Consider the following 19810-nt stretch of genomic DNA (forward strand, 5'->3'; position numbering starts at 1 on the left):
AAAAATAAATTGCAAAAAATATTAGCAAAATTATAAAAATATTTTCATTATCTTTGTGATGTAAATAAAATTAGCAAAGTGTATGACTTATTTTGGTACCAATATAAAAAAAATAAGACAAATTAAAGGTCTTAGTCAGCAGGCTTTTGCAGAAATGTTAGATTTAAATAGAGGAGTTATTAGTTCTTATGAAGAAGGTAGGGCCGAACCTAAAATAGAAACGTTATTACGCATAGCTACACTTTTAGATTTAACCACTGATGAATTAATATCTAAACCGATAACTATTAATAAAATTACCAATTTCAATCACATTGAGGATTTTATTTCAAAACAGTCAAATGATAATAGTTTAATTAAGGAAATTAATAGCGATGAATCGATAAAACCCATTGACTTGCAAAAAATATTAGCAGAAGTAAATTGTGTTTTTACAATAGATGATAAAGTTGCAAAAGAAAGTATTTATTCAAAAGGGAACATTTTGTTATTGTCGACTAATCTTGATAAAAATGAAAAGAATTTTTCTTACTTAGTAATTGACAAAGTTAACGGTAAAAGAATTTTAGATTTTTTTGAAGAAGATAAGGAATCATATAAAATTGTTGGTGTAATTCAAACTAGTCAAAATATTAGCTTAATTTCTTCTATTCTGAATAGATTAGAGTTAATAGAGTCAAAATTAGATTTAAGAAAATAAAAAAAGCCTTTTTGTCAAAAAGGCTTTTTTTATGAATTTATTTAAACTATTAAGCTTGATGATCTACTAAAATCCATTCTCCTGAAGCTAACATAGATTCAGCTTTTTTGAATTTCATAGTTTCACTTTTACCACTCATTACATGTTTAATTGTAACAGTATCGTTACGATTAATTTTTGGAGTCTCACGAACAATAGTTTCTGTAACTTGTTGTTGTTGAGGTTGTGACGCTTGTTGCCCAGCTTGTCTATTACGAGCTGCAATTTCGTCAGTATTTAAAGATTCTTCTTTAGTTTCAGTGTAATTTTCTTTTTGTTTTACTTCTTTAGCTTCGCTAATTGTATTAGGGTTTTGAGAAGGTAAATCCGCTTTAAATAAGAAAGAAATAACATCTTTATTTACTTCGTCCATCATTTTTCTGAATAATTCAAAAGCTTCAAACTTGTAAATTAATAATGGATCTTTTTGCTCGTGAACCGCTAATTGAACAGATTGTTTCAATTCGTCCATTTTGCGTAAATGTTTCTTCCAAGCTTCGTCAATAATTGCTAACGTAACATTTTTTTCAAAATCATTGATTAAAGTTTTAGCTTCAGAAGTATACGCTTTTTCAAGATTGGTTACAATATTTAACGATTTAATTCCGTCTGTAAAAGGAACAACAATTCTTTCGTATTGTCCGTTGTTGTTTTCGTAAACGTTTTTAACAACTGGGAAAGCTTCTTTAGCACTACGTTCGTTTTTCTCTGTATAATGTTGTAAAGCTGCTTTGTATGTTTTACCAATAATTTCTCTTTCTGTTAACTTGTTGAATTCACTTTCTGAAACAGGAGAACTAATTGAGAAAATACGAATTAAATCAAATTCATAATTCTTAAAGTCACTTGCTAACTTGTTATTTTGAACGATTAATTCGCAAGTATCATACATCATGTTAGCGATATCTACTTTTAAACGTTCTCCATGTAAAGCATGTTTACGACGTTTGTAAACTACTTCACGTTGCGCGTTCATTACATCATCATATTCTAATAAACGTTTACGAACACCAAAGTTATTTTCTTCTACTTTTTTCTGAGCTCTTTCGATAGATTTTGTCATCATTGAGTGTTGAATAACTTCACCTTCTTTTAAGCCCATACGGTCCATAATTTTAGCGACACGCTCAGAACCGAATAAACGCATTAAGTTGTCTTCTAACGAAACGTAGAATTGTGAACTACCTACATCTCCTTGACGACCTGCACGACCACGTAACTGACGATCTACACGACGAGAATCATGACGTTCTGTACCAACGATTGCTAAACCTCCTGCTTTTTTAACTTCGTCAGAAAGTTTAATATCGGTACCACGACCTGCCATGTTAGTTGCAATTGTTACAACTCCAGGTTTACCAGCTTCAGCAACAATTTCTGCTTCGCTTTTGTGCATTTTGGCATTTAATACGTTGTGATGAATACCACGTATTTTCAACATTCGACTTAATAATTCTGAAATTTCAACCGAAGTTGTACCAATCAATACTGGTCTTCCTGCTTGTGAAAGTTTAACAACATCGTCAATTACAGCATTATATTTTTCACGAACCGTTCTATAGATTAAATCTTCTTTATCTTTTCTAGCAATTGGACGGTTTGTAGGAATTTCAACAACGTCTAATTTGTAAATTTCCCAAAACTCACCAGCTTCCGTTACAGCCGTACCCGTCATACCAGACAATTTGTTATACATACGGAAGTAATTCTGTAATGTAATGGTAGCGAATGTTTGCGTAGCTGCTTCAATTTTTACATTTTCTTTTGCCTCAATTGCTTGGTGTAAACCATCAGAGTAACGACGACCGTCCATAATACGACCTGTTTGCTCGTCTACAATCATAACTTTATTATCCATGATAACATATTCGGTATCTTTTTCAAATAAAGTATAAGCTTTTAATAACTGCGTAAGCGTATGAATACGTTCCGATTTTACAGAAAAGTCTTTGTATAATTCTTCACGTTTTTCTGCTTCATCTTCTTTAGATAGGTTTTCTTTTTCAATTTTAGCAATTTCAGTTCCAATATCAGGTAAAACAAAGAAATGTTCGTCTGTATCTTTAGAAAGGAATTGAATACCATTATCGGTTAATTCTACTTGATTGTTTTTTTCTTCGATAACAAAGTATAATGCTTCATCTATTTTATGCATTTCTCTGTTATTGTCTTGCATGTAAAAATTCTCAGTTTTTTGAAGTAATTGTTTTACACCTTCTTCGGATAAGAATTTAATTAATGCTTTATTTTTAGGTAATGCTCTGTGTGTGCGTAATAAATAAAAACCAGCTTCTTTCATGTTTCCTTCTTTGAAGAAACGTTTTGCTTCAGTTAAGCAATCAGTAGCTAGTTTACGCTGTAAGTTAACCAAGTTGTCAACTTTTGGTTTTAATTCCATAAACTCATGACGGTCACCATCCACAATTGGTCCCGAAATAATTAAAGGCGTACGTGCATCATCAATTAATACTGAATCGACCTCATCGACAATTGCATAATTGTGTTTGCGCTGTACTAAATCATTTGGCCCATGAGCCATATTGTCACGCAAATAATCGAAGCCGAATTCGTTATTTGTACCGTAAGTTATATCTGCGTTGTAAGCTTTTCTACGAGCATCAGAATTTGGTTGGTGATTGTCAATACAATCAACTGTCATTCCATGGAACTCGAATAAAGGTGCTTTCCAAGTACTATCACGCTTTGCTAAGTAATCATTCACCGTTACTAAGTGAACACCATTTCCTGTTAAAGCATTTAAATATAAAGGAAGTGTTGCTACTAATGTTTTACCTTCACCCGTTTGCATTTCGGCAATTTTACCTTGATGTAAAACCACACCACCAATTAACTGTACATCATAGTGAATCATGTCCCAAGTGATGGCTTTTCCAGCAGCATCCCATGAATTTGCCCAAACAGCGTTGTCTCCTTCTATTACTATATAAGGTTTTGTAGCTGATAATTCTCTATCTTTTGGAGTTGCTGAAACAGTAATTGATGTGTTTTCTTTAAAACGACGAGCCGTTTCTTTTACAACAGCAAAAGCTTCAGGAAGAATTTCGTTCAAAACTTTTTCAGACAATTCATATGCGTCTGCTTCTAATTGATCGATTTCTGCATAGATATCTTCACGAACATCAATGTCATCAGTTGTTTCTGCTTTTTCTTTTAGAGAAGCAATTTGATTGTCTTTTTCAGCTCTTGCAGCTTTTATTTTTCCTTTAAATTCAGCAGTTTTAGCTCGAAGTTCATCATGTGAAAGTGCTTTTAGGCTACTTTCGAAAGTTTTTACTTTAGCAATTATAGGCTGAATGGCTTTAACATCTTTTTCAGACTTATCGCCAACAAATATTTTTAAAATTGAATCTACAAAACTCATAATTATAGTATTTCTATAGGGTGTGCAAATTTACAAAAAAAAAGCCTCAAGTTGAGACTTTTAAATTGTTGCGTTATTATTTTTTCTTAGTATTCATCCTCATTCCAAAGGTAATCTTCGTCAGTAGGATAATCTGGCCAAATTTCTTCCATTGACTCATAAATTTCACCTTCGTCTTCAATAGACTGTAAGTTTTCTACAACTTCTAAAGGCGCTCCTGTACGAATCGCATAGTCGATAAGTTCATCTTTAGTAGCTGGCCAAGGCGCATCACTTAAATAAGATGCTAGTTCTAATGTCCAATACATTTTTTATCGATTTAATTTAGTGCAAAAATAATTTTTTAACTTAAAAAGTCAAGTTTTTTTTGAATTATTTTTAAATAAGTTTAAAGAACGTTTATTTACTGATGTTTAATCTTTTCTCGGAATCCATTTTACTTCATCAGCGCCTAAATCGTGTGACAACTTTCGTGCCAACACAAATAAGTAGTCAGAAAGTCGGTTTAAGTAGGTAAGAACACGTTCGTCAATAGGCTCTAATTCGTGTAAATGTACTGCTAAACGTTCAGCTCTACGGCATACACAACGCCCAATATGACAATATGACACTGTAGTGTGTCCGCCGGGTAAGACGAAATGTGTCATTGGAGGTAATTCACTATCCATTTTATCAATTTCAGTTTCAAGATATTGAATGTCTTCTTCTGATATGCGATTAATGTTTAATCTTTTTTCACCGTTTTTTAATGTTTCCTTTTCTGGTGGAGTTGCCATTATGGCTCCAACAGTAAACAATCGGTCTTGAACTTCTATTAAAATAGCTTTATATAGCGGATTTATTTCTTGATCGCGAATTAAACCAATGTAGGAATTCAGTTCATCAACTGTTCCATAACTTTCAATTCGAATATGATGTTTAGGAACTCTCGTTCCTCCGAATAATGAAGTTGAACCTTTATCGCCTGTTTTTGTGTATACTTTCATGTTTATTGCTAATAGCTGTTAGCAATAAGCTTCCAGCATTTTAAAATTTAGCTCAAAGATAAGAAAAGTAGACTACTTATTCTTCACATCTGTTTCGATCATTCCATCACGTAAACGAATGATGCGATGTGCATGTGCAGCTATATCTTCTTCGTGAGTTACAAGAATTACAGTATTTCCGTTAGCATGAATTTCATCAAATAAATTCATGATTTCTAATGAGGTTTTACTATCTAAGTTTCCTGTAGGTTCATCGGCTAAAATAATCGCAGGTTTGTTAACCAAAGCTCTTGCAACTGCAACACGCTGACGTTGTCCACCTGAAAGTTGATTAGGTTTGTGGTCCATTCTGTCATCAAGACCAACTTGTGTTAGTACTTCAGTTGCACGTTCGTTTCGCTCGGTTTTAGATTTTCCTGCATAGACCATTGGTAATGCTACATTGTCTAATGCGGTAGTTCTTGGCATTAAATTAAATGTTTGGAAAACGAAACCAATTTCTTTGTTTCTAATTTCTGCCAATTCGTCGTCATGCATTTCACTTACATGTTTTCCATTTAATACATAACTTCCCGAAGTAGGAGTGTCTAAACAGCCTAATAAATTCATTAAAGTTGATTTTCCAGAACCAGATGGTCCCATTAGTGCTACGTATTCTCCTTTGTTAATGGTTAAATCAATTCCTTTTAAAACATGAATAATTTCTTCGCCAAGTGGAAAATCGCGCGTAATTCCTTTAATTTCGATAATAGGTTGTGACATTATAAAATCAGAATTAAGATTTTTAGAATTTAGAATATCTAAATTTTATATTAATAAGTAGAAGAAGTCAGTTTTTTGTTACATTTTAATTCTAGTTTTTTCAAAAAATTTCGAGCTAAAGTTACGTTTTGGATTAATAACAAAATGTTCTTTTGCTTGTTCTTTTCTAAAGAAAACTATTCCCCATTGAAAAGTATCTATAGTAACTGTAACTTTTGGATGATTTTTTATTTCTGTCCAAGCTTCTTCCATGTCTTGTGACCAATGAATATCGTCGAAAATCCAAATAGTGTCATTTGAAATCGTAGGTAAAAGCATATTAAAATAATCTAAAGTTGCTTTTTTAGAATGATTGCCGTCAAAATAAATTAAGTTGAAAGTTGAAAGTCGAAAGTCTGAAGATTTAAAGTAGGTTGAGAATTCTGTATTGACAAAATCAATAGAATTAATATTGATTTTTTTCAATTCTAATTGCGTTTGTTTAATGGTATTTGGGCAACCTTCTAAAGTGGTAATTTTTGCATTCGAATTGCCAGACGCGAGAGCAGAAGTAGCTAGTCCTAAAGATGTTCCGATTTCTAAAATTTGTTCCGGTTGAAAATAACGAACGATTCGGAATAATAATTTAGCATTTTTAATTGAAATTCCAGCATTTTTAGCAATAGCACTAATTTCCCTCGTGTTTGATTTAAAAACGCGAGAACCTGCACCAAAATCGGTTACTTTAATGGTGTTTTTATTGTTTAAAAGCGAATTTCTGTAGTTTTTTAAAATTTCGTATTCAGGATAATTGGTTTTGTCGTAAAAGCATTTGGTAACCAAATCGAATACAAATGGCGAATGCACGCCATGTTCGTTTTTGGCTTTAAAAAAGAATTTTATATAAGCTTTTATTAAATGATTCATTTTTTAGTGATTTGCTTCTCCAGTTCGCCTTAAAAAAGGCTCGTGTGTGTAAAGTGGCTAGTAATTAGCTTGCTGTTCACTATTTACTAATTACTTTTTTATTCCATTTTAGAACTCAAATCAAACCAACGTTCTTCTTTTTCTTCTAACGATTGAATGATTTTTTGCAATTCGTTTGCTTTTGTTTCTATTTGCTTCGCCTGTTCGCTTTCGCTCGAGTTATCATCAGCTACTTTGCCTTCAGCAAATTCGGCTTCAATTTCTTTTTTCTTGAATTCTAAATCTTTGATTTCACGTTCAATTTTTTGAAATTCTTTTTGCTCATTAAAGGTTAAACCAGCTTTAACTTGTTTTTCTTTCCAGGATTTAGCATTTGCCGATTCTATTTTTTCTTCTTTAACCGGTTCAGCGGAATCTTCATAGGTTCTAAAATCAGAATAGTTTCCAGGAAAATCTTCAATTTCACCATTGCCTCTGAATACAAACAAGTGATCTACAATTTTGTCCATGAAATATCGGTCGTGACTTACTACTAACAAACAACCCGGATAATCCAACAAGAAGTTTTCTAAGACATTTAAAGTCACGATATCCAAATCATTCGTTGGCTCATCGAGTATCAAGAAATTCGGATTTTGAATCAAAACCGTACACAAATACAAACGTTTCAGTTCACCACCGCTTAGTTTTTCAACGTAATCATATTGTTTTTTGGCATCAAATAAAAAACGTTCCAATAATTGCGAAGCCGAAATAATTTTTCCTTTGGTCAACGGAATGTATTCGCCATATTCTTTAATGATGTCGATAACTTTTTGTTGTGGCTTCGGGTTGATTCCGCTTTGCGTGTAATATCCGATTTTCATGGTGTCACCTACGATTACTTTTCCAGAATCGGGTTGTATACTTCCAGTAATAATATTTAAAAAAGTAGATTTTCCAGTTCCGTTTTTACCGATGATGCCCACACGTTCACCCCGTTGAAACGAATAGTTGAAATCTTTCAGAATCACTCTGTCTTGGAAACTTTTATTGATTTTTGCCAATTCAATAATTTTGCTTCCCATGCGTTCCATATTAATTTCCAACTCTACCACATTTTCTTTTCGGCGACTCATGGCTTTTTCTTTAATTACGTAAAAATCATCTTGACGCGATTTTGATTTTGTAGTACGCGCTTTTGGTTGGCGACGCATCCATTCCAGTTCTTTAACGAATAAATTTTTAGCTTTGTCAACGCTTGCATTTTCAGAAGCTATGCGCTCTTCTTTTTTCTCTAAATAATACGAATAATTGCCTTTATATTGGTATAATTTTCCGTTTTCGAGTTCTAAAATTTCGTTACAAACACGTTCTAAAAAGAAACGGTCGTGCGTAACGATAAATAAGGTTAAATTTTCTTTCGCAAAATAATCTTCTAACCATTCGATCATTTCTAAATCTAAATGGTTAGTTGGCTCATCTAAAATTAAAAAATCAGGTTTATTGATTAAGATGATTGCCAATGATAATCTCTTTTTTTGTCCACCCGAAAGATTTTTAACTTTCAGTTTTAAATCATCTAATTTTAGTTTAAATAAAATTTGCTTGTATTGCGTTTCAAAATCCCAAGCATTATGACGATCCATGTTGTCAAAAGCCTTTTGATAAGCCTCTTCATCATCAGGATTTTCAAGTGCTTTTTCGTATTGCGCTATGACTTTTAACGTATCATTATCGCTTGCGAAAATACTTTCCTCAATCGTTAGTTCAGGCTGTAAATTATCATTTTGAGATAAAAACGCCATTTTAATGTCTTTACGAACAATAACCTGACCGCTATCGGGTTCGTCTAAACCCGCCAACATGTTCATGATTGTTGTTTTTCCTGAACCATTTTTGGCGATAAAAGCGATTTTTTGATCTTTATTGATACCAAATGAAATGTTTTCAAACAAAACGCGTTCGCCGTATGCTTTGGATATATTTTCGACTGAAAGGAAGTTCATTGTTAATTTGATGATTTGAAAATGAGTCAATTTGAAAATTGATTGTGCAAAAATACTTTATTTCTTATTAAAAATTTTCAAATTTTCAAATTGGTAAATTTTCCCATTATATTTGTGCATGCAACTATCGGTAATCATCCTTAATTATAATGTTCGCTATTTTTTAGAGCAATGTGTTTTGAGTGTTCAAAAAGCACTTGAAGGTATTGATAGTGAAATTATTGTGGTGGATAATGCGTCTTCAGATGATAGTTGTCGAATGATTAAGGAGAAATTTCCTGCTATCACTTTAATTGAAAATAAGGAAAATTTAGGTTTTCCAAAAGGGAATAATATTGGAGTTGATTACGCAAAAGGTGAATACATTTGCATTTTAAATCCTGATACCGTTGTTGCTGAAGATACTTTTTCTAAAATTTTAATGTCGAAAGTCGAAAGTCAAAACCCGAAAGTCGGAATTGTTGGCTGCAAATTAATTGATGGTTCCGGAAAATTTCTTCCAGAATGTAAAAGGGGAGTTCCAACACCTTGGGTGGCTTTTACCAAGATTTTTGGGTTGTATAAATTATTTCCAAAATCGAGTTGGTTTAATCAGTATTACGCCATGCATTTAAATGAAAATCAATCAGGTGAAGTTGATATTTTCGTTGGGGCTTTTATGGTAATGAAGCGCGATTTGTATTTGGAAGTAGGCGGATTTGATGAAGATTGCTTTATGTATTCCGATGATATTGATTTGAGTTATTTGGTAAAAAAAGCAGGATATTCTAATTATTATTTTGCTGATACAACGGTTATACATTATAAAGGCGAAAGCACAGTTCGAGACGGATTGTATATGAAACGTTTTCGAGAAGCGATGCAGTTTTTTTATAAGAAACATTTTAAGAAATCTTGGTTTTTCGATGTCATGATGCAAATGGGAAGTTTTGTTTTTTCGCTCTTAAAGGTGTTCCAATCTAAAACTATCAAGGTTAAAAAACCAGAACATTACATTTTAGTAAGCGAAGAATACAATGATGAAATACTTACTAAAATTTCAAATAAATTAAAAGTGAACATTAATAAAAAGGGAAAAGAAATTCCATTAGATTTGCGAGTAGAATTTATCATAGATTTGAAATCAATTTCCTTCAAGAAAGCTATTGAATTGATGGAAAATAATATGAATAAAGCATATACATTTAAATTTTTATCAGTAAATCACGATTTTTTGATTGGAAGTAATAATTCCAATGAACGAGGGGAAGTTATTTTGTTGTAAAAAATTATTGTATTCTTTACAAATACATCTAAAAATTAGTATTTTTGCAATCCAAAGAAGTAAAACACAACTTTAGTTAAAAATATGGCAAAGTTCGAATTGAAATTACCTAAAATGGGTGAAAGTGTAGCGGAAGCTACGGTTACTAACTGGTTAAAGAAAGTTGGTGAGAAAATTGAACAAGATGAAGCAGTTCTTGAAATTGCTACTGATAAGGTTGATAGTGAAGTTCCAAGTGAGGTTTCAGGAACTTTAGTTGAAATTTTATTTAATGTTGACGATGTTGTTCAAGTAGGACAAACAATTGCTATTATTGAAACTGAAGGTGGTGCTGTTGCTGCTACTCCAGTTGCTGAAGTAAAAACGGAAGCTGCGCCAGTAGCTGAGGTTGCTAAAGCAGTTGAAGTTGCTAAAGAAACTGTTGCAACTCCTGATTTTTCAAATTCAGATAAATTCTATTCTCCATTAGTAAAAAATATTGCTAAAGAAGAAGGAATTTCTATTGCTGAATTAGATGGAATTAACGGAACAGGAAAAGACGGTAGAGTAACGAAAGAAGACATTTTAGGATATATTAAAACAAGAGGAAGTCAGCCAGTTGCAGTTTCGCAACCAGTTAAAACTGAATCAGCTGCTCCAGTTCAAGAAGCACCAAAAGCTGCTCCAACATCAGTAAATGGAGAAGATGAAATCGTAGAAATGGACAGAATGCGTAAGTTGATTTCTAAGTACATGGTGGAGTCTAAACAAACTTCAGCTCACGTACAATCTTTTATCGAAGTTGATGTTACGAATATTGTAAAATGGAGAGATAAGGTTAAGAATGCATTCGAAAAACGCGAAGGTGAAAAATTAACGTTTACGCCAATTTTCATGGAAGTTGTTGCAAAAGCGTTGAAAGATTTCCCTGGAATGAACATTCAAGTTGATGGTGAATACATTATCAAAAAGAAAAATATTAATTTAGGTATGGCTGCTGCTTTACCAAACGGAAACTTAATTGTTCCGGTAATAAAAAATGCTGACCAATTAAACTTAGTTGGTATGGCAAAACAAGTGAACGATTTAGCTAACCGTGCAAGAACTGGAAAATTAAAACCAGACGATACACAAGGAGGAACGTACACCGTTACTAACGTAGGTACTTTTGGTTCTGTTTTTGGAACACCAATTATCAACCAACCACAAGTGGGTATTTTGGCTTTAGGTGCTATTCGTAAAGTTCCTGCGGTAATCGAAACTCCAGAAGGAGATTTTATAGGAATCCGTCAAAAAATGTTTTTATCACATTCTTACGATCATAGAGTAGTTGATGGAGCATTAGGAGGAAGTTTTGTAAAAAGAGTTGCTGATTATTTAGAAGCTTGGGATATTAATAGAGAAGTTTAATTTTATTATTATAAAAATAAAAACCACGCTAATCGCGTGGTTTTTTTATGTTTTTTAGAATTATTATTATTGGAAATCCAATGCAAATAGTTAAAATAAAGTAATGTTTTAAAATTTTGGTGAGTTGAAATATAAAAATCAAACCAATAATGAGAAAAAAAATATATTTTAAGTAAAAGCTTAAATTTTTATGTTTAACTCCATCTAAAACAAAACCTAGAAATGGAATCAATATGGATAACAAAAAAAATAAAAATAGATTCAACTGGGTTAAAAAAATCCTTTAAATTATATTTGCAATATAAAGATAATTGAAATGGAATTAAAACTAAACAGACCTATTTGCTTTTTTGATTTAGAAACTACTGGAATTGATGTAGCTAAAGATAGAATTGTGGAAATATCAATTTTAAAAGTCTTTCCAAACGGGAATAAAGAAAGCAAAACTTGGTTAGTAAATCCAACAATTCCTATTCCGGCATTTGCAACTGCTGTTCATGGAATTACCAATGAAAAAGTAGCAAACGAACCAACATTCGCCGAATTAGCGCCTCATGTTTATAATATGATAAAAGATTCTGATTTGGCTGGATTTAATTCAGATCGATTTGATATTCCATTATTAGCTGAAGAATTGTTACGTGCAGAAGTTGATTTTGACATGAAAAATAGAGTAACCGTTGATGTGCAAACAATTTTTCATAAAAAAGAAGAAAGAACTTTAAGTGCAGCTTACCGTTTTTATTGTAATGAAAGCTTGGAAAATGCACATAGCGCTGAAGCTGATACTAATGCAACGTATGAAATTCTGAAAGCGCAATTAGATCGTTACGAGGATTTAGAAAACGATATGAAGAAACTTTCTGAATTCACTACTCGTAAGAAATCAGTTGATTTTGCAGGATTTATTGCTTTAAACGAAGATGGACAAGAAATTTTTACTTTTGGAAAACATAAAGGAGCTTTAGTTGATGATGTGCTAGATAAAGAACCGGGCTATTTTGGATGGATTCAAAATGCTGATTTTCCATTATATACTAAAAAAGTTTTAACAGCAATTAAGTTAAGAAAGTTAAATACGAAGTTATAAAAAAAGTAAAAGTATTTTTTTAGCTAATTACTATTCACTAATCACTAAAGAATTATGAAAATAATCTGTATAGGAAGAAATTATGCTGATCATATTTCGGAATTAAATAACGAAAGACCTACAGAGCCTGTAATATTCATGAAACCTGATTCTGCTATTTTGTTGAAAAATTTTCCATTTGTAATACCAGAATTTACTAATGATGTACATCATGAAATAGAAGTTATAGTAAAGATTAATAAAGTTGGAAAATATATAGATAAAAAATTCGCACATAAGTATTATGACGAAATTAGTTTAGGTATCGATTTTACAGCTCGAGATTTACAAAGTACGTTAAAAGAAAAAGGTTTGCCATGGGAAAAAGCTAAGGCTTTTGACGGTTCAGCGATTATTGGAGACTTTTTACCGAAAAATTCATTTACTTCATTAGAAAATATTAACTTTGAGTTAAAGAGTAATGGTAATGTAGTTCAGCAAGGCAATACATCGTTAATGCTTTGGAAAATAGATGAACTTATTGCTTATGTTTCTCAATATTTTACGCTAAAAACAGGTGATATTCTTTTTACTGGTACACCTAAAGGCGTTGCCCCGGTTAAAGATGGTGATGTTTTAGAAGGTTTCTTGGAAGGAAATCAATTGTTTAAAGTTCAAGTTAAGTAGTTATGGCGTTACAGTATAATTTATCAAAAGTTTATGAGATATCAGAAAATGATATTGATTTTGCATACCAAATTGTGAATCTTTTCTTAGAAGAAGTTCCAGCTGAAATTAAATCAATGAAAGTAGGAATTGAAGAAAAAGATTATACAAGGGTTTATACATCTGCACATAAAATTAAACCTTCTCTAGATTTATTAGGAATGGATTTAGCATATGATGAAAACATTGAAATAATGACTTGGGCAAAATCTGAAGGTAAAAGAAAGGAAATTAAAGAAATTTTTAAATCTTTAAAAGATAGAGTAGATCTTGCTGTAAAAGAAATTAAAAAAGACTTTAAACTAGCCTAACCCCATTCTTAACTTACTTTATGAAAGCATCTATAATCACTATTGGTGACGAAATACTTATTGGACAAATCGTAGATACCAATTCATCCTATATCGCTAAACAACTTGATAAAATTGGTATATCAGTTACTGAAATGCGTTCTGTTTCTGACGATAAAACTCAAATTTTAGAAACACTTTCCGAATTACAAAATAAAGTCGAAGTTGTAATTATTACTGGCGGATTAGGTCCAACAAAAGACGATATTACAAAGAAAACAATTTGTGAATATTGTAATGATGTTTTGGTTGAAAGCGAAATTGTTTTACAACATGTAAAAGAATTGATCGAAGGGTTTTATAAAAGACCTATAACACAAATTAACAGAGATCAGGCTTTAGTGCCATCAAAAGCTGAAGTTTTATTTAATAAAATGGGTACTGCCCCTGGAATGTGGTTACAAAAAGAAAATACAGTTTTTATTTCATTGCCAGGTGTTCCTTATGAAATGAAATATTTAATTGATAACGAAGTCGTTCCTAAGTTGGTTCAAAAATTTTCTCGTCCATATATTATTCATAAAACAATAATAACATATGGTAGAGGTGAAAGTTTAATAGCGGAACAAATAGAAAGTTGGGAAGATAGTTTGCCATCCTTTATTAAGTTAGCGTATTTACCAAGTCCGGGAAGAGTTCGTTTGCGTTTATCTGCTAGAGGTGCTAATGAAAAGGAATTAAAAGTTGCTATCGAGAAAGAAGTAAGTAAACTTCAAGAATTAATAGGAGATATTATTGTTGGTTTTGATGAAGACGAGCCTATTGAAGTAGTTTTAGGTAGACTGTTAACAAATAAAGGTTTGACAATTGCAACAGCGGAAAGCTGTACGGGAGGTAAAATTGCACAAACTATTGCTTCTGTTTCAGGGGCTTCAGCATATTTTAAAGGAAGTATAGTGAGTTATGCAACTGATGTTAAAGAAAGAATTTTAAATGTTTCTCATAATGTTATTGAAGAAAATTCTGTAGTGAGTGCTCAAGTTGCAAAAGAAATGGTTCTTTCCGTTCAAAAAATGATGCAAACAAATATTGCAATTTCTACGACAGGAAATGCAGGTCCATTAAAAGGGGATTCAAATGCAGAGGTAGGTATTGTGTATATAGGTATAGCAATAGATGAAGAAGTTTTTGTTGAAGAATTTAACTTTGGTCAACCGCGTGAAAAAGTCATTGATAGAGCGGTAAGTAAAGCCTTGGAATTAGTTTATAAAGAAATTTTAAAAAAATAATAAAATATAGTTGTGTAATTCATTGCTATTTTGTTTCTTTGCACCCTGATTTTGAATAACGAAATAAAAGATTAGAAATAATGTCAAGAGTTTGTGAACTAACAGGTAAAAAAGCGATGGTTGGAAACAACGTTTCTCACGCTATGAACAAAACTAAGAGAAAATTTTCTGTAAACTTAGTTAAGAAACGTTTTTACATTCCTGAAGAAGATAGATGGGTAACGTTAAAAGTATCTACAGCAGCATTAAAAACTATCAATAAGATTGGTATTTCTGCAGCATTAAAAAAAGCACAAAAATAATAGTAAGTAATTAATATTACTTAGATTAAAAATAAATCACGATGGCAAAGAAAGGTAATAGAATTCAAGTTATTTTAGAGTGTACTGAGCACAAAGCTACAGGTATGCCTGGGACGTCTCGTTACATCACTACTAAAAATAAAAAGAATACTCCAGATAGATTAGAGATTAAAAAATTTAATCCTGTTTTAAAAAGAGTAACTGTTCACAAAGAAATTAAATAATTAGCTGAAAGCATTAAGCCTTAGGCATAAAGTATAAAGATCATGGCAAAGAAAACCGTAGCAACTTTACAAACTGCATCTAAGAGATTAACTAAAGCTATTAAGATGGTTAAATCTCCTAAAACTGGTGCTTACACATTCGTAGAGCAAGTAATGGCTCCAGAAATGGTTGACGAATTCTTAAAAAAGAAATAATTCTTTTTTTTAATTATATAGGAAAGCTACTTTCGTTTGAAAGTAGCTTTTTTATTTTTATTTTTGTTATTATAATTAAATAGGATATGAGTTTTTTCAAAAAATTATTTTCATCAGAAAAAAAGGAAACTTTAGATAAAGGTTTAGAAAAATCAAAGTCTTCTTTTTTTGAAAAATTATCGAAAGCAGTTGCAGGAAAATCGAAAGTTGATGATGATGTTTTAGATAATCTAGAAGAAGTTTTAGTTTCATCTGATGTTGGTGTAAATACAACACTTAAAATTATTGAAAGAATTGAAGAGCGAGTAGAACGTGATAAATATCTTGGAACTGAAGAATTAAACAAAATCCTTCGTGAAGAAATTGCTGGTTTATTATCAGAAAACAACCATGAAGATGCTACAGAGTTTGAAGTTCCAAAAAATAAAAAGCCTTATGTTTTAATGGTTGTTGGAGTTAATGGTGTCGGAAAAACAACAACAATTGGTAAACTAGCCTATCAGTTTAAAAAAGCAGGGCATAAAGTTGTTTTAGGAGCTGCGGATACTTTTAGAGCTGCCGCTATTGACCAATTACAAGTCTGGGCAGATAGAGTAGACGTGCCCATAGTTCGTCAGCAAATGGGGAGTGATCCCGCTTCTGTTGCATTTGATACCTTACAATCTGCAGTTTCACAAGATGCAGATGTGGTAATTATTGATACTGCAGGTCGTTTGCATAATAAAGTAAACTTGATGAATGAGCTTTCTAAAGTAAAACGTGTTATGCAAAAAGTAGTTGGTGATGCGCCTCACGATGTTTTATTGGTTTTAGATGGTTCAACAGGTCAAAATGCGTTTGAGCAAGCAAAACAATTTACTGCAGCGACTGAAGTAAATTCTTTAGCAGTTACTAAATTAGACGGAACTGCTAAAGGTGGTGTTGTTATTGGAATATCAGATCAATTTAAAATTCCTGTAAAATATATTGGAGTAGGAGAAGGGATTGAAGATTTACAAGTCTTTAATAAATTTGAATTTGTAGATTCGTTTTTCAAATAAAAAAAATCCCGCCTTTGCGGGATTTTTTTAATTTATAACTGCATTTATTTTTTCCCAAAGTTGATTATCAAATTCAGAGCTGGCAAATGTTGGATTTAAAGGATCTGAAACATTTCCCATTCTTACAATAACTAATTTTTTACTAGGTATTATATAAAGTTTCTGGTCATCTTTACCTAATCCGCAATACATTTCTTCAGGCGCATTAGGAATTAGTTCTCCTTGAAATTCGAATTGTGTTTGAGGTAAATGAAAGGAAGATTTACCATTAAGCCACCACATGTAACCATAGGCTAAATTGATGCTTTGAGAAGTGTTTACAGCCTCACTTTGATATGTTTGATTGATTATTTGTTCTCCGTTCCAATTACCATTGTTTAAAGTTAATAGTCCAAATCTTGCCATACTTCTTGTGTTGCTCCAATATACATTTTCAGAACCTGTTGGTAACCATAAGCCTGTCATTCCTATTTTGTTCTTTAATTTGGAATTAAAATAATTGTCCCAAGTCGAATTGGCAGATTGAGCTATTACGTTTTGAAGTTTAAAGAACACAGTATGGTAAGCCCATCTTGTTCCGGCGTCTGCTAAATATTCTAAATCTTCAGGATTAATACCATCATTAGTGTCATCTAATCCAGAAGTCATAGTTAATAAATGTTTGCATGTTATTAGATTCTCTTTAGCTAAAGGTGCACTTGTCCAGCCAGTTCCTATGTAATCAGAAACTTTGTTGTTTATATTGATAAGACCTTCTTGTTGGGCAATTCCTGAGACTGCAGTTGTTAAAGTTTTTCCAGCACTTGCCCAATACCAAGGGGTAGAACTCGTATGGCCATTAAAATAATACTCCATTACAATTTTGCCATTATGAAGAACCATGAAACTTTTAGTATTTTTTAATTCTAAAAAATCTAATAAATCTTGAATATTATTTTCATTCCAATTTAATGATGCGGGAGTTTTTGTTTCCCAAATATCACTTCCTATAGGAGGAAAATATATATTTTCTGTAATTATATTTTGATTACTTGAATTTTCATCATCATTTGAACATCCAGCTAATATTAATAAAGTGGAAAGTAATAATAGAATTTTTTTCATAGTATAAGAGTATTTACTATTAAGACAATAAATCAAATAAAAGGTTTAATTACTAGTTAAAAATATGTAATTTAGTTTTAAAAATAAATAATGAGGTATTTTATAAGTTTCTTGTTGTTAATTCTTGTTTCTTGTCAGAAAAATATCGTAAAAAAAGATATTAATCTAATAAATGGATATTGGGAAATAGTTAAAGTTGAGTTTCCAAACGGACAAGAGAAAGTGTATAAATTTTCAGAATCAGTTGATTTTTTTAAATTAAATGATAGTTTAAAAGGCTACAGAAAAAAACTTGTACCTCAGTTCGATGGAAAGTTTTTAACGAATGAAGTAAATGAAAAGATTTCGATTTCATTTAATGAAGATTTAGTTATGATTAATTATGCTACTGAGTTTGCTAAATGGACAGAGATAATTATGAAATTAAACGATGATGAGTTAATATTGTCAAATGAGCAAGGAATAAATTATATTTATAAAAGAAAGAAAATAACAAATGAATAAGCGTTCTTCTGAAGAAAATTCTATTTCCGATGTACTAAAATCATTTATTGAAACAAATAAATTACAAAATGGTTTAGACAAAATAAATGTTCGTGATGCATGGAAGAATGTTATGGGGCCTGGAGTTAATAATTATACAACGGATGTAGTTTTAAAAAATAGCACACTTTATGTTGTTTTAACGTCTGCAGTATTAAGAGAAGAGCTTTTGTATGGGAAAGAGAAAATAATTACGATTCTAAATGAAGAATTAAGAAGGGATATTATAAAAGAAATTAATTTTAAATGAAAAATGCTTCAATTAATGAAGCATTTTTCGCAAACAAACTAAACCTAAATTAGGTCAAACCAAAATTTTAATATTATGAGAATTGAGCGGCTTCTGTTGAATCCTTCATAGCAACCGTTGAAGCTAAACCTGAAGTAACAGCATTTTGCACTTCATCAAAATAGGTTGTTCCTACAAAGTTTTGATGTTTTACAGCTCTAAAACCTTCTGCTTGTAAAGCAAACTCTCTTTCTTGTAATTCAGAATATCCTGCCATCCCTTTTTTCTTATAAGCTAGTGCTAATTCAAACATTGATGTGTTCAAAGCGTGGAAACCAGCCAATGTAATAAATTGGAATTTATACCCCATTTTTGCTAATTCTTCACGGAATGTTTCCATCTCGGCTACTGATAATTTTGCTGCCCAATTAAATGATGGCGAACAATTATAAGCTAATAATTTACCAGGATATTGAGCATGAATTGCTTCAGCAAATTGTTTTGCTTGTTCTAAATCTGGAGTTGATGTTTCTAACCAAATCAAATCAGCATAAGGAGCGTATGATAAACCTCTATCAATTCCTTGTTCTAAACCTGCTTTTACGTAGTAAAATCCTTCAGTAGAACGTTCACCAGTAACAAATTTTTTATCTCTATCGTCAATGTCACTTGTTAATAAGTTGGCAGCATCTGCATCAGTTCTTGCTACAATAAGTGTCGGAACTCCCATTACGTCAGCTGCTAAACGTGCTGCAATTAACTTATTTATAGCTTCTTGTGTTGGAACCAAAACTTTTCCGCCCAAGTGTCCACATTTTTTTGCAGATGATAATTGGTCTTCAAAATGAACTCCAGCAGCACCTGCTTCAATCATAGCTTTCATTAATTCGAATGCATTTAAATTTCCGCCAAAGCCTGCTTCAGCATCGGCAACAATTGGTACTAAATAATCTTTTTTATTTACAATTTTATTAACCGATTGAATTTGGTCGGCACGTAATAAAGCATTATTAATGCGTTTTACTACCATAGGAACGCTATTCACAGGATACAAAGATTGATCAGGATACATTTCTCCCGCGATATTTGCATCTGCTGCAACTTGCCAACCACTTAAATAAATAGCTTCTAATCCTGCTTCCACTTCTTGAATTGCTTGATTGCCAGTTAATGCGCCTAAGCCAGCAACCCATTCTTGGTTGTTTAATTTGTGCCATAAAATTTCAGCACCTCTTTTCGCAATACTATATTCAATTTGGTAAGAGCCTTGCAATTCAATTACTTTTTCAGCTGTATAAGTTCTTTCGATACCTTTCCATCTTGGATTTGTTGTCCAATCTGTTACCAATGCTTGAATTCTTTCTTGTGTTTTCATAATTTTGT

21 protein-coding genes are annotated in these 19810 nt (G+C 31.8%); 13 read left to right on the top strand and 8 right to left on the bottom strand.

Annotated features, from left to right (window positions below):
• The first annotated feature begins 82 nt into the window (after positions 1-82).
• The gene (locus tag KK2020170_RS07175) at positions 83-700 is read left to right on the top strand and encodes a helix-turn-helix domain-containing protein (RefSeq protein WP_221257661.1); all 618 of its coding nucleotides are present in this window, start codon (positions 83-85) and stop codon (positions 698-700) included.
• Between the two features lie 49 nt (positions 701-749).
• Here KK2020170_RS07175 and secA read toward each other — a convergent pair whose 3' ends face one another.
• The 6 genes from secA to KK2020170_RS07205 all read right to left on the bottom strand — a co-directional run bounded on the left by secA (position 750) and on the right by KK2020170_RS07205 (position 8763).
• The gene (gene secA, locus KK2020170_RS07180; RefSeq protein WP_221257662.1) at positions 750-4121 is read right to left on the bottom strand and encodes a preprotein translocase subunit SecA; all 3372 of its coding nucleotides are present in this window, start codon (positions 4119-4121) and stop codon (positions 750-752) included.
• A gap of 86 nt (positions 4122-4207) precedes the next feature.
• Positions 4208-4429, bottom strand: coding sequence for a DUF2795 domain-containing protein (locus KK2020170_RS07185; RefSeq protein ID WP_002986941.1), 222 nt, complete (start codon positions 4427-4429; stop codon positions 4208-4210).
• Between the two features lie 105 nt (positions 4430-4534).
• Complete coding sequence (locus KK2020170_RS07190) at positions 4535-5107, bottom strand: cob(I)yrinic acid a,c-diamide adenosyltransferase (protein WP_221257663.1); 573 nt, start codon at positions 5105-5107, stop codon at positions 4535-4537.
• Positions 5108-5179: 72 nt separating this feature from the next.
• Positions 5180-5869 (bottom strand): ABC transporter ATP-binding protein, encoded by a 690-nt coding sequence (locus KK2020170_RS07195; RefSeq protein WP_305070118.1) that lies wholly within the window; start codon positions 5867-5869, stop codon positions 5180-5182.
• Positions 5870-5947: 78 nt separating this feature from the next.
• On the bottom strand, positions 5948-6775 hold the full coding sequence (locus tag KK2020170_RS07200; protein WP_221257664.1) for an O-methyltransferase: 828 nt from the start codon (positions 6773-6775) through the stop codon (positions 5948-5950).
• Positions 6776-6873: 98 nt separating this feature from the next.
• The gene (locus KK2020170_RS07205; protein ID WP_221257665.1) at positions 6874-8763 is read right to left on the bottom strand and encodes an ABC-F family ATP-binding cassette domain-containing protein; all 1890 of its coding nucleotides are present in this window, start codon (positions 8761-8763) and stop codon (positions 6874-6876) included.
• 118 nt (positions 8764-8881) lie between these two features.
• Between KK2020170_RS07205 and KK2020170_RS07210 the strand changes: the two genes are divergently transcribed.
• The 10 genes from KK2020170_RS07210 to ftsY all read left to right on the top strand — a co-directional run bounded on the left by KK2020170_RS07210 (position 8882) and on the right by ftsY (position 16551).
• A complete protein-coding gene (locus KK2020170_RS07210) occupies positions 8882-10027 on the top strand; it encodes a glycosyltransferase family 2 protein (RefSeq protein ID WP_221257666.1) in 1146 nt (381 codons plus the stop codon).
• An 84-nt stretch (positions 10028-10111) separates the two neighbouring features.
• Positions 10112-11416 carry a dihydrolipoamide acetyltransferase family protein gene (locus tag KK2020170_RS07215; protein ID WP_221257667.1) on the top strand — a complete coding sequence of 435 codons (1305 nt, stop codon included), beginning with the start codon at positions 10112-10114 and terminating at the stop codon, positions 11414-11416.
• Between the two features lie 316 nt (positions 11417-11732).
• Positions 11733-12506: a 3'-5' exonuclease gene (locus tag KK2020170_RS07220; protein ID WP_221257668.1), complete on the top strand. Its 774-nt coding sequence runs from the start codon at positions 11733-11735 to the stop codon at positions 12504-12506.
• A gap of 54 nt (positions 12507-12560) precedes the next feature.
• Entirely contained in the window at positions 12561-13172 is a 612-nt protein-coding gene (locus KK2020170_RS07225; RefSeq protein WP_221257669.1) for a fumarylacetoacetate hydrolase family protein, read from the top strand.
• Positions 13173-13174: 2 nt separating this feature from the next.
• Positions 13175-13522: an Hpt domain-containing protein gene (locus tag KK2020170_RS07230; protein WP_221257670.1), complete on the top strand. Its 348-nt coding sequence runs from the start codon at positions 13175-13177 to the stop codon at positions 13520-13522.
• A gap of 20 nt (positions 13523-13542) precedes the next feature.
• Positions 13543-14790 carry a CinA family nicotinamide mononucleotide deamidase-related protein gene (locus KK2020170_RS07235; RefSeq protein ID WP_221257671.1) on the top strand — a complete coding sequence of 416 codons (1248 nt, stop codon included), beginning with the start codon at positions 13543-13545 and terminating at the stop codon, positions 14788-14790.
• A gap of 80 nt (positions 14791-14870) precedes the next feature.
• The gene (rpmB, locus tag KK2020170_RS07240; RefSeq protein ID WP_221257672.1) at positions 14871-15092 is read left to right on the top strand and encodes a 50S ribosomal protein L28; all 222 of its coding nucleotides are present in this window, start codon (positions 14871-14873) and stop codon (positions 15090-15092) included.
• Between the two features lie 41 nt (positions 15093-15133).
• The gene (gene rpmG, locus KK2020170_RS07245) at positions 15134-15316 is read left to right on the top strand and encodes a 50S ribosomal protein L33 (RefSeq protein WP_072785033.1); all 183 of its coding nucleotides are present in this window, start codon (positions 15134-15136) and stop codon (positions 15314-15316) included.
• Positions 15317-15358: 42 nt separating this feature from the next.
• A complete protein-coding gene (locus tag KK2020170_RS07250; RefSeq protein ID WP_221257673.1) occupies positions 15359-15511 on the top strand; it encodes a DUF4295 domain-containing protein in 153 nt (50 codons plus the stop codon).
• A gap of 86 nt (positions 15512-15597) precedes the next feature.
• Positions 15598-16551: a signal recognition particle-docking protein FtsY gene (gene ftsY, locus KK2020170_RS07255; RefSeq protein ID WP_221257674.1), complete on the top strand. Its 954-nt coding sequence runs from the start codon at positions 15598-15600 to the stop codon at positions 16549-16551.
• Positions 16552-16578: 27 nt separating this feature from the next.
• Here ftsY and KK2020170_RS07260 read toward each other — a convergent pair whose 3' ends face one another.
• Positions 16579-17655 (bottom strand): serine hydrolase domain-containing protein, encoded by a 1077-nt coding sequence (locus tag KK2020170_RS07260; RefSeq protein ID WP_221257675.1) that lies wholly within the window; start codon positions 17653-17655, stop codon positions 16579-16581.
• A gap of 90 nt (positions 17656-17745) precedes the next feature.
• On the opposite strand from KK2020170_RS07260, the gene KK2020170_RS07265 reads away from it, so the two are divergent.
• Together KK2020170_RS07265 and KK2020170_RS07270 are read left to right on the top strand one after the other, a co-directional pair.
• On the top strand, positions 17746-18159 hold the full coding sequence (locus tag KK2020170_RS07265; protein ID WP_221257676.1) for a lipocalin family protein: 414 nt from the start codon (positions 17746-17748) through the stop codon (positions 18157-18159).
• Positions 18152-18448, top strand: coding sequence for a DciA family protein (locus tag KK2020170_RS07270; RefSeq protein ID WP_221257677.1), 297 nt, complete (start codon positions 18152-18154; stop codon positions 18446-18448). Before KK2020170_RS07265 ends, KK2020170_RS07270 begins: the two co-directional genes overlap by 8 nt.
• A 73-nt stretch (positions 18449-18521) precedes the next feature.
• Here KK2020170_RS07270 and aceA read toward each other — a convergent pair whose 3' ends face one another.
• Complete coding sequence (gene aceA / locus KK2020170_RS07275) at positions 18522-19802, bottom strand: isocitrate lyase (protein WP_221257678.1); 1281 nt, start codon at positions 19800-19802, stop codon at positions 18522-18524.
• Between the last annotated feature and the right edge of the window lie 8 nt (positions 19803-19810).

This window comes from Flavobacterium okayamense (assembly GCF_019702945.1).
Lineage (GTDB): Bacteria > Bacteroidota > Bacteroidia > Flavobacteriales > Flavobacteriaceae > Flavobacterium > Flavobacterium okayamense.